Genomic DNA, 12625 nt, shown 5'->3' with positions numbered 1-12625 from the left:
ACGCTATGACTTGCAAGATTCGCACGTTTTAAAAAATTTATAATTTTTTGAAGTTTCTCGAAGAAGTATAGACAACGTTTTATTAAACTAATTTTGATTCAAACAATTAGTTTTTGAATACTATAAAATGTAGCAAGTACAATCGTTTAATAATTATTCTCAGTAAAATGTAGTAAACAATAATATAGATAAGACAGACTGGTGTTTTTTGCTAACGATTTATAGTTACTATTTTTTCAAACATGATCTTTTAGTCTAATGTTGAATTATCTTTTTTAAGTACTGCGATGGGAATAATTAGTTTGATTTATTATGCTTTCATCTTTGCTTCAAATTATTTATTTATCTGATTTTATAATTTATTACTCGTTTATTCTAAGAATATAGACAAAATTTCATTTTCTATTTTTCGAATTTAGGTTTGATATTCTTAACTATTAGATTGAAATATTTAATTTAAGTTTGTTCGATTTTGTTAATTTTGGTTTCTTAATTACATCGAATGGTAATTATACTTAAATTTGAGTAATCAATAAATTAATTTAAAAATGGTTAAATTAAATGTAAATAGTAAATCACATGATTGTGATATTAGTAATGACATGCCACTACTTTGGGCATTGCGTGATATTCTTAATTTAACTGGTACAAAGTACGGTTGTGGTGTAGCGCAATGTGGTGCATGCGTTGTCCATTTGGATGGCGAAGCTGTGCGTTCTTGCGTAACCAAAGTGAGTCGTGCCGAAGGTAAAAAAATCACGACCATCGAAGGACTTTCCTTAAATAACGATCATCCATTACAAAAAGCTTGGCAGGAAATTGATGTACCGCAATGTGGGTATTGTCATTCCGGACAAATTATGTCGGCTGCAGTGCTGCTCCGAGAAAACAAAAATCCTACTGATGAAGACATAGACAACGCCATGGCTGGAAACATTTGCCGTTGTGGAACCTATCCTAGAGTTAGAAAAGCAATTCATATTGCCGCTGATATGCAACGAAAAGCCGAAAATAAATCGTAGCATTATTAGAGTAAAATAGAGATAACTTATCAATAATATCGTATGAATAACAATAGGCCATCCCATTATATCAGCCCCAGCAAAAAAAATAAGAAGATAGCAGTATTACTAGTGCTTTCGGTTATAATTTCAGTAACAGCATTCGGAATTAATTCCCGATACAATGCACAAAACACGTATACAGCAATTCCAAAATCAACAGTAAAGAAAGACAGCATCGCATCGGTCAAAGCATTCGAAAAAGTTTATGCTGTTTTAATGAGTCCAAGATGTGTCAATTGCCATCCCATTGGCGATATTCCGTTGCAAGGCGATGACAGCCACGTGCACAAAATGTTTCCAAAACGTGGTGAAGATGGCAAAGGGTTATACGCTATGAAATGTGCTAATTGCCATCAATCAGAAAACACAAAAGGTGAGCATGCACCTCCTGGAGCTGAAAACTGGCATTTACCACCTGCTAATATGAAAATGGTTTTTGAAGGAAGATCAGCTCATGATTTGGCCAAACAACTGATCGATACAAAGCAGAATGGAAATAAGGATATGAAAAAACTGCTTGAACATGCTGATGACGGATTGGTTTTATCGGGTTGGAAACCTGCCCAAGGAAATTCATTGCCACCAATGAGTCATAGCGAATTTAAGAAAGCTTGGACCACTTGGCTTGAAAATGGCGCTTATGCTCCAGCTAAAAAATAATGATAGTTATACCTAATACAGAAAAACGATGTCAGATTCAAATACAATTCCAAACACGTCACGTAGAAGTTTCCTTAAACTAGCAGGAATAGGAGGAACCGCTTTTTATCTGGGTGTTTTTTACAGTGATGATGCTTCCGCAAATGTTATAAATCCCGATTTACCAGCAGCCAGTAAAATAGAAATGAATGCTTGGATTATTATTGAGGAAAGCGGAAAAGTAACACTAGTAGATCACCGTGCCGAAATGGGACAAGGTTCTTTTCACTCTGTACCTCAAATTATCGCCGAAGAACTTGAAGTAGATTTGAAAGACATCAACGTTATTTTTGCACAAGGAAGTAAAAAATACGGAGGTCAAATTACAGGCGGAAGTTCTACTATACGAGGTTCTTACAAGAATTTATTAAAGCTTAGCGCTACAGCTAGAGAAATGTTAATTACTGCAGCAGCTGGTATTTGGGCAGTTCCTGCAAATGAATGTTTTGCACAATCAGGTGCTATTATTCATAAACCATCAGGCAAAAGTTTGCATTACGGACAATTGGCTGAAAAGGCATCCAAATTGCCAACTCCAACTGATGTAAAATTAAAAAAACGTGCCGATTATAAATTGATTGGCAAAGGCATTCGTCGTATTGATACTCCTTTAAAAACAAATGGAAAGGCCATCTTTGGTCTCGATAAAAGAATTGATGGGATGCTTTTTGCAGCAGTAGAACGCAATCCAAGATTGAGAGGAAAATTAGTAAGTTTTGATGCTGCTGAAACCTTAAAAATTCCTGGTGTAAAAAAAGTATTCAAGATACAAATGCAAGTGCATAGTACGCTTCGCGATGGCGTAGCAGTAGTTGCAGACAATAGTTGGGCAGCCTTACAAGGTAAAAAAGCGTTAAAAGTCGTTTGGGATGATAGCGGTTTTGAACATTTAAGTTCACCTGAAATAGCAAAACGAAAGTTGGATTTACTTCAAAAAGAGGAAGGACTTATTGTAAAAAAAGAAGGAGATCCAAGCAAAATTATTGCTGCAGCCACAAAAAAATTGGATGTAGTTTACGAAACACCGTACCAATCGCATTATGCCATGGAACCTGTTAATTGCATTGCGCATTATCAAGATACTAAAATTGAAATTTGGGGTCCATTACAAGCGCCAGATTGGATGCAACAACATATCAGTAAAACGTTTTCTCTGCCAGCAGAGTCGGTTATTGTTAACATGACTTTTTTAGGTGGTGGTTTCGGAAGAAAAGCTTTTACTGATTATTGTCACGAAGCGGTGGTTATTTCAAAAGAGATTAAAAAACCAGTTCAAATTGTTTGGTCGCGCGAGGATGATGCAACCCAAGGACCATTCCGTCCCGGAGTTTCCTATAGAGGCGAAGGTGTTATTGAGAATGGAGAAATTGCTGCATTAAAATTCAGGATGGCAGGTCAAAATATAGATCATTGGATGTCAGACAAACGAGGAAAACCAAATGGAAGTACTACCGAAGGGTTTTTAGCGCCTTATTTTGAGTCGATTAAAAACATAAGTTTTTCAGATATTCCTTTTGAAACACCAATTCCTGTACTTTGGTGGCGTTCTGTATATGCGTCAACTAATGGATTTGCTTATGAAAGCTTTATGGACGAGATGGCACATGAAGCCAAAGCTGATCCACTTGATTTTAGAAGAAAATATTTAAAGGAACCGCGCGTTCAAATTTTGATCGATAAGATGGAAGAAGTTTCGGGTTGGAAATCAAGAAAGAAAAATGAAGGGTACGGCGTTGCGATTACAGAATGTTTTGACAGTACAGTCGGGCAAATTGTAAAAGTTTCTAAAAAACGAACTGGCGGTATCAAAATAGATAAAGTGTGGGCTGTTATGGATTGCGGTTGGTATGTAAATCCAGATATTATAGAGGCTCAAATTGAAGGTTCTATCATCATGGGATTGGGTGCTGCAGCTTTTCACGAAATGACTTTTACCGATGGTATGGCTGATAAAAAGAATTTCTACGAATACAACATGCCACGTATTTATGATATGCCAGAAATGGAAGTGCACATTATTGATAATGATGCCGATGCAGGAGGAGTTGGTGAGCCAGCGTTACCGCCATTTGCACCAGCATTAACCAATGCTATTTTTGATTTAACAGGAACAAGAATCAGAAAGTTGCCTTTCAACATGGATGAGGTGTCGTAAGTATCATTATAAAATTAGTTTTCAGAATTATTTACGAATGAAAGAAATCAGAGATATTCTAAAGGCGTATGAAGTTGCTACTAACTTAGGAAAAAAAACAGCTCTTGCAACTGTGGTTAAAGTCGAAGGTTCTTCGTATAGGCAACCTGGAGCACGAATGCTAGTCACTGAAGATGGTGACTTAACTGGCGCCATAAGCGGTGGTTGCCTTGAAGGCGATGCGTTGCGTAAAGCTTTGTTGGCGATCCATCAGCAGCAAAATAAGTTAATTACTTATGATACCAGCAACGAAGATGACGCTGATTTTGGTGTACAATTGGGTTGTAACGGTATTGTTCATATTCTTTTTGAATATATTGATTCGACTAAAGAGAATAACCCAATACAACTGCTGCAACAACTAGAAAAAGAGCGTAAAGATGCCGTTATTGTTACGATTTTCTCGCTCAAAAGACAAAGTATTCAATTGGGAACCGTATTGTTTTACAGAAAAGAAAAGGTAACTGCAGTCGACGAAAAATATACTTTTTTGGCAAAGGAGAGTGCAACTATTTTAGAGCAAAAAAGGTCTATTATTAAAAAAATAGCTATTGATTCGGAACCATACGAAGCATTGATAGAATATTGTCCTGTGCCAGTTGCTTTAGTATTATGTGGTGCAGGAAACGATGTAAAACCGGTAGTAGAAATAGCATCCGTTTTAGGATGGGAAACGAATGTTTTTGATGGACGAGCAACTCATGCTACAGCAAATAGATTTCCAAAAGCGACACGAGTAACCATTGCTAAAGCAGAGGAAATTTCTGAACAAATAATAGTGGACAACAGTACATTTTTTGTCTTGATGACTCATAATTACAACTACGACTTGGCTGTGCTAAAATGTTTATTAACTACTGATTGTGAATACATTGGAATTTTGGGTCCAAAAACAAAACTTAATCGAATGCTATCCGATTTAGAAAAGGAAGGAATCGTTTTATCAGATAAACAAATGGCACGCCTTTATGGACCAGTTGGATTAAATATTGGAGCCGAAACATCAGAAGAAATTGCTTTGTCTATAATTTCAGAAATTAAAGCAGTAATGACTCGAAATGTAGGTACTTCTTTAAAATACAAACAAGAAAAAATACATGCAACTACAGCAGTTGTTTACTAAAATATGATTCAAGATACCTATGGTCGCGTTCACGATTATTTGCGAATATCGCTGACTGATAATTGCAATTTACGCTGTTTTTACTGCATGCCAGAGGAAGAATATGCTTTTGCACCAGCATCCAAATTAATGCAGGTAGATGAAATTGAAAAGCTTGCTAAGATTTTTGTAGCACAAGGAGTAAAAAAAATCCGTCTTACTGGAGGAGAGCCACTAGTTCGAAAAGATGCGCCTAAAATTATTGAAGCATTGGGGAAACTAGATGTTGAATTAGCTATTACCACCAATGGAATTCGTGTAGATGAAATGTTGCCTCAGCTAATGGCTGCAAACATCAAAGCCATCAACATCAGTTTAGACACTTTACAACAAGATAAATTTCTAAAAATTACACGTCGGGATTTGTACCATCGTGTTCGTAGCAATATCGAGCTATTATTACACCACAACATTCGAGTAAAGATTAATGTGGTGGTCATGAAAGACTTTAATGACAATGAGATTCTGGATTTTATTGCACTTACCAAACACAATAATATAGAAATTCGATTTATCGAATTCATGCCTTTTAGTGGTAATAAATGGAGCAGCAACCAAGTTTTTACGATGCATGAAATTTTATCTGAAATTGCAACAAAATATGATGCGATTCCAGTAGTTGCTGAACTAAATGATACTTCAAAACGGTTTATGATTCCAAGTCATGTTGGATCTTTTGCGGTGATTAGTACCATGAGTGCACCATTTTGTGATACCTGCAATAGAATGCGCCTTACGGCAGATGGAAAATTAAAAAACTGTCTTTTTAGTAAATCAGAAACCGATTTGTTAACTCCTTTACGAAATGGAGAAGCTATTTTACCGCTCATTCAAGAAACTATTTTGGCAAAAGCCAAAGAATTGGGAGGACAATTTAGTGGCGCTTTCGAAACCATTGATACTGCAACCATTGACAACCGAAGCATGATTACTATTGGAGGATAATATGGAAATAGGCATCTTACTTTTGGCAGCTGGAAATTCTTCAAGATTGGGACAACCCAAGCAGTTATTGCAATTTAATGATACGTCATTGTTACAAAATACAATAGTTCAGGCAAAAAAAGTACCTAATAGTTTTGTTTTAGTGGTAACTGGCGCATACAAAGAGTCTATAGATATTGAAATTGCTAAAACAGAAGCACAAAGCATTCATAATCCATATTGGGAAAGCGGTATGGCATCATCAATTGCGGTAGGCTTACAACAATTACAAGATCTAAAACCAGCAATTCGTACTTGTATTATTTCGGTTTGTGATCAACCCTATATTTCAACTATTCTATTTGAGGATTTGATCAAAAAACATAAAGTGTCTAGAAAAGGCATTGTAGCCTCAAATTATTTAAATATTGTTGGTGTTCCAGTACTGTTTGATAGTGACTATTTTGCAGCACTTAAAAATCTACAAGGAAATGAAGGTGCCAAAAAAATGATACAACAACATCAACATGATATCGCTATTGTTGCGTTCGAAAAAGGAGCCATTGATATCGATACCATTGACGATTACAACAAACTCATTAACAAATTATGATTGCAGTTCAAGAAGCCAAACAAATTATTCAAAATTTAGTGACTGATAGCACGATTAAAGAAGTGCCGTTACGAGACGCTTTTGGTTTTACGTTAGCCGAATCTATTACGGCAACGGTGGCTATCCCAAATTTTGACCAATCTTCGATGGACGGTTATGCTTTTAAATTTGAAGATAAAAATAAACCTTTACAAATTATTGGCGAAATGGCTGCTGGTATTGCCAATCAAATTACAATTGAAAACGGACAAGCAACCCGAATTTTTACCGGTGCGCCATTGCCAAATGGTGCTGATACCGTTGTCATGCAAGAAAAAGTAAGCGTCGAAAATAATATGCTAACCATACATGATGATAATCTTTCGCAAGGTTTAAACGTTCGTCCTAAAGGTGCCGAAGTACAAAAATGTGCACTTGCTATGGAGAAAGGCACTTATTTATCAGCTGCTGCTTTGGGTTTTTTAGCCGGAATTGGTTGTACAAATGTTTCTATTTTTTTACCACCAAAAGTGGCCATTATATTGACAGGTAATGAATTACAACAACCTGGAAATCCATTAGCATTCGGACAAGTTTACGAAGCGAATTCGGTTCTTTTAACCGCAGCTTTGCATAAAGCAGGAATTACAGATATCACAATTTTATATAGCGAGGATAATCCTGAGCAATTAGCGGCTGTATTACAATCCGCTATCGAAAGTAATGATATGGTGCTTTTAAATGGCGGTGTTAGTGTAGGTGATTACGATTATGTGGTTGGAGCTGCAAAAGCTTGTGGTGTAACACAAAGATTCCATAAAATCAAACAAAAGCCAGGAAAACCATTGTTTTTTGGTACTATAGAAAATAAGCTCATTTTTGGACTTCCCGGAAATCCGTCTAGTGGATTAACTTGTTTTTACGAATATGTTTTGCCAGCTTTGGAAAAAGCAATGCACAAAGAGCAAAGCGTAATTAGTACAACAGCAATTGCAACCCACGACTATAAAAAGCCAGCTGGATTAACTCATTTTCTAAAAGCTTTTTACAATAAAGGAGAAGTTACGCCTTTGCATGCACAAGAATCTTTTCGATTGCATTCTTTCGCACAAGCCAATTGTTTTATTGTTGTTTCAGAAGAATCAGTTGGATTTAGTGTTGGTTCTACTGTTGAAGTTCACTTATTACCCATTTAATTATGACTATAGAATTATTTTATAGCATTCTTTTTTGTGTTGCTTTTTTGTATGCCGCTGTTGGTCATGGTGGTGCTAGTGGTTATCTTGCTTTGATGGCACTATATGGCGTGGCACCAGAGGAAATGAAACCTACAGCTTTGATGCTTAATTTATTTGTCTCACTTACTTCTTTCCTTCAATATTACCGTCGAGGTTATTTTATTCAGAAATTATTTCTGCCTATTGCAGCGGCTTCTGTTCCTTTGGCTTTTATTGGCGGCATGATTACGGTCGAAGCTAGTATTTACAAGCGGATTCTGGGTGTATTGTTGCTTTTTCCAATCCTTCGTTTTTTCTTTTTTAAAAATGTTGCCGATAAAGATTTAAAGCCCTCTAATTTGACGATTTCAATAGTAATTGGCGGAATTATTGGATTACTTTCAGGAATGATTGGTATTGGTGGAGGCATTATTCTTTCGCCAATATTGTTGCTTTTACAATGGTCTAATCAAAAACAAACGGCTGCCATAAGTGCTGCATTTATTTTCGTAAATTCGATCGCTGGATTAAGCGGTATGCTTACGCAAGGAATTTCGTTTAATGCAAACATGGCATTGTATATTGTAATTGCATTTTCTGGTGGATTACTCGGTGCTTATTTTGGTGCCAAAAAATTCAATCAAAATGTATTGAAATACGTTTTGGCCTTAGTACTTTTAGTTGCTTCTTACAAATTAATAGGAACTACTGCTTAATTTCGGAATGATTTTTTATTGCTATTAACAACACAAATACAAAATTCAAAATACAAATAAATGGTTATAAAAGTAATTGCTTTTGGTTCAATAGCTGAAATTACAGGAAAGGATTTTTCTGCAAATGCTAGCGACTTGGATACTTTAAAGTCAAATTTAATCGATCAGTTTCCAATATTAGCAGAACGAAAATTTGCTATAGCTGTAAACCAAAAACTAGTCAACGAAAATTATATTTTTACAGAAAATGATACGGTAGCACTTATGCCGCCGTATTCCGGAGGATAACATGAAACAGTACAATCCAAGATATGCACGCCATTATTCCTTGAAGGATTTTGGTATGGAAGGTCAGCAAAAACTCGCTCAAGCCAAAATTTTAGTTGTTGGAGCAGGAGGTTTGGGTTGTCCTGTTTTGCAGTACCTTGTAGCTTCTGGTATAGGGCAAATAGGAATTGTTGATGATGATATCGTATCGGTAAGCAACTTGCAACGTCAGGTTTTATATAGTACAGAAGATATTGGTCGTGACAAAGTAACTGTTGCAAAAGATAAATTACATCAGCTGAATCCAGAAATTAAAATTAATAGTTTCAAAGTAAGAATAGATACTTCGAATGCATTGGTTTTATTTTCAGATTATGATGTTATTGTAGATTGCACTGATAATTTTGCTTCAAGATACCTGATTAATGACGCTTGTTTTTTGTTGAAAAAGCCGCTTATTTTTGGAGCAATTCATCAGTATGAAGGTCAAGTTGCCGTTTTTAATGTCGCTGATGCGAATGGAAATAGCACCAATTATCGGAATTTATTTCCAATACCACCAAATCCTTTAGAAGTTTCTGACTGCAATGAAGCTGGAGTTTTGGGTGTTTTACCTGGGATTATTGGTCTTTTTCAAGCAACCGAAGTTATAAAATTACTTACCGGAATAGGAGAGGTGATAGTTAATAAACTGATGACTTTTAGTATTTTAAACTATCAAAGTTTTATTGTCGAAATTCTAATAAACGATTCAGTTACTGCTTTAATTCCTAAAGATGAAATGTCTTTTCAAGCGACAGATTACCATTGGTTTTGCGGAATGGGAACTTATGGAATTCAAGAAATAGACGCAGCAGTTTTTTTTGAGAAAATTAAAATTCCCAACACTGCAGTTATTGATGTTCGTGAAGTGGGTGAATTGCCAAAAGTTGATTTTGAAACAATTCAAATTCCGTTATCAAACTTTGCTGAAAACTTACCTCAAATATATTCTGACACCATAATTTTGTTTTGTCAAAGTGGTAAACGAAGCTTAAAAGCTGCGCAAATATTATTTGAAAAATGGGGTCATTCCAAAAAAATAAGCCATCTCAAAAGTGGCATCATCACCTTACAAGAAATTAAAAATGAGTAAACCAATTAAAAATATATTTTCACAAGGACCAATACCGCCAAGCTTTATCGCCGATAGTATTGCCAAACATGCCACTAAAAAAGATATTGGCGCACACAGTATTTTTCTAGGACAAGTTCGTGCAGATGTTATGGAAGGAAAAACGGTTTCTGCAATCGAATATACTGCTTATGAAGAACTTGCTTCGCAAAAAATGCATGAAATTCGAGAAGCCATTTTTAGCAAATACCAACTCACTTGTATGCACGTGCATCACAGTTTAGGATTAGTAAAAGCTGGTGAAATTTGCCTGTTTGTTTTCACCTCTTCTAAGCATCGTAAAATGGCTATTGCTGCCTGCGAAGAAATTGTAGAACAAATTAAATTAGAATTACCTATTTGGGGAAAAGAGATTTTTGAAGACGAAACCCATCAATGGAAAGAAAATAAATAATATGGTAGATATTACACACAAATCGTTCACGTTGCGTAAAGCCATTGCCACGGCAATTGTAAAAACTTCCTCTCAGGAAACAATTGATGCTATTGAACAACGAAAAGTTCCTAAAGGCGATATTTTTGAGTTTAGTCGTGCGGCTGCGCTTTTTGCAATTAAAAAAACTAGCGATGTAATTCCGGATTGTCATCCGCTTCCAGTAGAATATGCCGCAATTACTTATAAAATAGAAGGTTTGCAAGTGATGATTTCTGTAGAAGTGCATACGATTTATAAAACTGGGGTTGAAGTTGAAGCCATGCATGGTGCTTCAGTTGCTGCCTTGGTGATGTATGATATGCTAAAGCCAATAGACAAAAATGTAGAAATTCAAAACATTCGTTTGCAAGAAAAGCATGGTGGCAAATCGGATCTAAAAAAACTAGAAAACCAAAAGCTAATGTGTGCTGTTGTAGTATGTTCAGATACAGCATATAAAGGCGAAAAAGAAGATACCTCGGGTAAAGCAATTGTAGCTATTCTAAAAAAATATGGAATGGTTGACATTGAATATACCATTATTCCAGATGAATTTGAGATGATACAAAATACCTTTAAAAACTATATTACTCAAAATAAAAATTTGGTGCTATTTACTGGCGGAACAGGCGTTTCGGTTCGAGATGTTACTCCAGACGCTATTGCACCTTTGATAGACAAACACGTTCCAGGAATTGTAGAAACGGCACGCAATTATGGACAGCAACGCATCAAAACGGCTATGTTATCACGAGGAGTTGCTGGTTTTGCTGGAGAAACTTTTGTCTTGACCTTACCGGGTTCTAAAAAAGGAGTAGAAGAAACGATGGAAGCCCTTTTTCCGCAACTGTTGCATGTGTTTGATGTGCGTGAAAACCAACCTCATTAATTGTTTTTTTGCCTCAACTCGGCAACAACTTGGGTTACTTTTTGAATTACGAGTTCTATTTCATCGGCTGTTGTAAATTTGCTTAAGCTAAATCGAATGGAGCTTAGAGCTTCAGCATCAGAAAGTCCTATTGCTTTTAAAACATGTGATGGTTCGGTTGTGACCGCAGAACAGGCTGAACCACTGGAAACGGAAATATTTTGTAAAGCCAGTTTCATTTTTTCGGAGTTAACGCCCGGAAAACAGATGTTAGTGGTATTACACAAACGATTTTTAATACTTCCATTTACAAAAGTACCCTCTATTTTTAAAAGTTCTTTTTCCAGATGATTTCTTAAAATGGTAATTTGTTTGGTGTTGGTATCCATTTCAGCCGACACTATTTCACAAGCTTTTCCTAATCCAATTATTCCGGGAACATTTAGTGTTCCGCTGCGTATTTTTCGTTCTTGACCTCCACCATGAATTTGTGAATCCAATTTTATTTTGGCTGCAGCCGAAACGTATAATGCTCCAATTCCTTTTGGACCGTAAAATTTATGAGCAGAAAGCGGCATTAAATCAATTCCCAAATCGGATACATCAACAGCAAGTTTGCCTATGGCTTGCGTGGCGTCTGTCATTACTAAAATGTTGTTTTTACGAGCTAATTTGCTAATTTCTCGAATTGGATTTATAACTCCTGTTTCATTATTAGCCAACATGACGCAAACGAGCAAAGTATCCTTTCTAATGGTAGCTTTTAGTAAATTTAAATCCAATAAACCTTCTTTATTAAGAGGTAAATAGGTTACGTCAAAACCACAATGTTCCATAAAACTACAGGTATCTAAAACGGCTTTATGCTCGGTTGTGACTGTTATGATGTGTTTTTTAGAATAGTGTTGTAGTCCTTTAATGGCCAAGTTAATGGATTCAGTTGCACCTGAAGTAAATATGATTTCTTTCGGTTGTGCTCCAATGAATGTAGCTATATTTTCTCTCGATTCATCCACTGCTTCACCAACCGATAAACCAAAAAGATGGTTACTAGTTGCATTGGCGTAGCTTTCGGTAAAATAAGGCAACATGGCATTCAGGACGCTTTTGTCCATTTGTGTAGTGGCATTGTTGTCAAAGTAAAGTTCTTGTTTTGGCATCGCAGGAGTTAAGAAATTAGGAAGTAATTTTGAACTATATCTTATTATAATTCGAAATAATACAATTCAATTTTTGTATTTTATTCGGTTGCTGTAAAGATAGTAATATGGCTTTTAGCAGAAAAATATTAGAATACTTTACCATTAAATATTAAGATTTATTGCTTCTTTTT

13 protein-coding genes are annotated in these 12625 nt (G+C 35.8%); 12 read left to right on the top strand and 1 reads right to left on the bottom strand.

Annotated elements, in window-relative coordinates:
- Positions 1 to 548 precede the first annotated feature (548 nt).
- From IQ05_RS05895 to moaCB, 12 genes are read left to right on the top strand one after another with little or no spacing between them, the layout of a single operon-like run.
- On the top strand, positions 549 to 1022 hold the full coding sequence (locus IQ05_RS05895; RefSeq protein WP_144890980.1) for a (2Fe-2S)-binding protein: 474 nt from the start codon (positions 549 to 551) through the stop codon (positions 1020 to 1022).
- 42 nt (positions 1023 to 1064) lie between these two features.
- Complete coding sequence (locus IQ05_RS05890; protein ID WP_144890978.1) at positions 1065 to 1724, top strand: cytochrome c family protein; 660 nt, start codon at positions 1065 to 1067, stop codon at positions 1722 to 1724.
- Positions 1725 to 1752: 28 nt separating this feature from the next.
- Positions 1753 to 3918 (top strand): xanthine dehydrogenase family protein molybdopterin-binding subunit, encoded by a 2166-nt coding sequence (locus tag IQ05_RS05885; RefSeq protein WP_144890976.1) that lies wholly within the window; start codon positions 1753 to 1755, stop codon positions 3916 to 3918.
- 37 nt (positions 3919 to 3955) lie between these two features.
- Positions 3956 to 5080, top strand: coding sequence for an XdhC family protein (locus tag IQ05_RS05880; RefSeq protein ID WP_144890974.1), 1125 nt, complete (start codon positions 3956 to 3958; stop codon positions 5078 to 5080).
- A 3-nt stretch (positions 5081 to 5083) separates the two neighbouring features.
- Positions 5084 to 6064, top strand: coding sequence for a GTP 3',8-cyclase MoaA (gene moaA / locus IQ05_RS05875; protein WP_144890972.1), 981 nt, complete (start codon positions 5084 to 5086; stop codon positions 6062 to 6064).
- Between the two features lies 1 nt (position 6065).
- Positions 6066 to 6656 carry a nucleotidyltransferase family protein gene (locus IQ05_RS05870; protein WP_144890970.1) on the top strand — a complete coding sequence of 197 codons (591 nt, stop codon included), beginning with the start codon at positions 6066 to 6068 and terminating at the stop codon, positions 6654 to 6656.
- Positions 6653 to 7831, top strand: coding sequence for a molybdopterin molybdotransferase MoeA (locus IQ05_RS05865; protein ID WP_144890968.1), 1179 nt, complete (start codon positions 6653 to 6655; stop codon positions 7829 to 7831). The genes IQ05_RS05870 and IQ05_RS05865 overlap by 4 nt, the downstream gene beginning before the upstream one ends.
- A gap of 2 nt (positions 7832 to 7833) precedes the next feature.
- Positions 7834 to 8568 carry a sulfite exporter TauE/SafE family protein gene (locus IQ05_RS05860; RefSeq protein ID WP_144890966.1) on the top strand — a complete coding sequence of 245 codons (735 nt, stop codon included), beginning with the start codon at positions 7834 to 7836 and terminating at the stop codon, positions 8566 to 8568.
- A 60-nt stretch (positions 8569 to 8628) separates the two neighbouring features.
- Positions 8629 to 8856, top strand: coding sequence for a MoaD/ThiS family protein (locus tag IQ05_RS05855; RefSeq protein WP_208653351.1), 228 nt, complete (start codon positions 8629 to 8631; stop codon positions 8854 to 8856).
- Between the two features lies 1 nt (position 8857).
- Positions 8858 to 9970, top strand: coding sequence for a HesA/MoeB/ThiF family protein (locus IQ05_RS05850; RefSeq protein WP_144890964.1), 1113 nt, complete (start codon positions 8858 to 8860; stop codon positions 9968 to 9970).
- Positions 9963 to 10403, top strand: a complete 441-nt coding sequence (locus IQ05_RS05845; RefSeq protein WP_144890962.1) for a molybdenum cofactor biosynthesis protein MoaE — start codon at positions 9963 to 9965, stop codon at positions 10401 to 10403. Before IQ05_RS05850 ends, IQ05_RS05845 begins: the two co-directional genes overlap by 8 nt.
- 1 nt (position 10404) lies before the next feature.
- Positions 10405 to 11313: a bifunctional molybdenum cofactor biosynthesis protein MoaC/MoaB gene (moaCB, locus tag IQ05_RS05840; RefSeq protein WP_144890960.1), complete on the top strand. Its 909-nt coding sequence runs from the start codon at positions 10405 to 10407 to the stop codon at positions 11311 to 11313.
- Here moaCB and IQ05_RS05835 read toward each other — a convergent pair.
- A complete protein-coding gene (locus IQ05_RS05835; RefSeq protein ID WP_144890958.1) occupies positions 11310 to 12452 on the bottom strand; it encodes a cysteine desulfurase family protein in 1143 nt (380 codons plus the stop codon). The two genes, moaCB and IQ05_RS05835, sit on opposite strands and share 4 nt — an antisense overlap.
- Positions 12453 to 12625: the final 173 nt, after the last annotated feature.

It is taken from the genome of Flavobacterium tiangeerense, from assembly GCF_007830355.1.
Lineage (GTDB): Bacteria > Bacteroidota > Bacteroidia > Flavobacteriales > Flavobacteriaceae > Flavobacterium > Flavobacterium tiangeerense.
This window is presented reverse-complemented; position numbering and strand designations above follow the sequence as displayed.

What these genes read in the sequence shown, in the direction of transcription:
- IQ05_RS05895 (WP_144890980.1), top strand. Translation starts at nt 549, where the DNA reads ATGGTTAAATTAAATGTAAATAGTAAATCACATGATTGTGATATTAGT.
- IQ05_RS05890 (WP_144890978.1), top strand. Translation starts at nt 1,065, where the DNA reads ATGAATAACAATAGGCCATCCCATTATATCAGCCCCAGCAAAAAAAAT.
- IQ05_RS05885 (WP_144890976.1), top strand. Translation starts at nt 1,753, where the DNA reads ATGTCAGATTCAAATACAATTCCAAACACGTCACGTAGAAGTTTCCTT.
- IQ05_RS05880 (WP_144890974.1), top strand. Translation starts at nt 3,956, where the DNA reads ATGAAAGAAATCAGAGATATTCTAAAGGCGTATGAAGTTGCTACTAAC.
- moaA (WP_144890972.1), top strand. Translation starts at nt 5,084, where the DNA reads ATGATTCAAGATACCTATGGTCGCGTTCACGATTATTTGCGAATATCG.
- IQ05_RS05870 (WP_144890970.1), top strand. Translation starts at nt 6,066, where the DNA reads ATGGAAATAGGCATCTTACTTTTGGCAGCTGGAAATTCTTCAAGATTG.
- IQ05_RS05865 (WP_144890968.1), top strand. Translation starts at nt 6,653, where the DNA reads ATGATTGCAGTTCAAGAAGCCAAACAAATTATTCAAAATTTAGTGACT.
- IQ05_RS05860 (WP_144890966.1), top strand. Translation starts at nt 7,834, where the DNA reads ATGACTATAGAATTATTTTATAGCATTCTTTTTTGTGTTGCTTTTTTG.
- IQ05_RS05855 (WP_208653351.1), top strand. Translation starts at nt 8,629, where the DNA reads ATGGTTATAAAAGTAATTGCTTTTGGTTCAATAGCTGAAATTACAGGA.
- IQ05_RS05850 (WP_144890964.1), top strand. Translation starts at nt 8,858, where the DNA reads ATGAAACAGTACAATCCAAGATATGCACGCCATTATTCCTTGAAGGAT.
- IQ05_RS05845 (WP_144890962.1), top strand. Translation starts at nt 9,963, where the DNA reads ATGAGTAAACCAATTAAAAATATATTTTCACAAGGACCAATACCGCCA.
- moaCB (WP_144890960.1), top strand. Translation starts at nt 10,405, where the DNA reads ATGGTAGATATTACACACAAATCGTTCACGTTGCGTAAAGCCATTGCC.
- IQ05_RS05835 (WP_144890958.1), bottom strand. Translation starts at nt 12,452, where the DNA reads ATGCCAAAACAAGAACTTTACTTTGACAACAATGCCACTACACAAATG.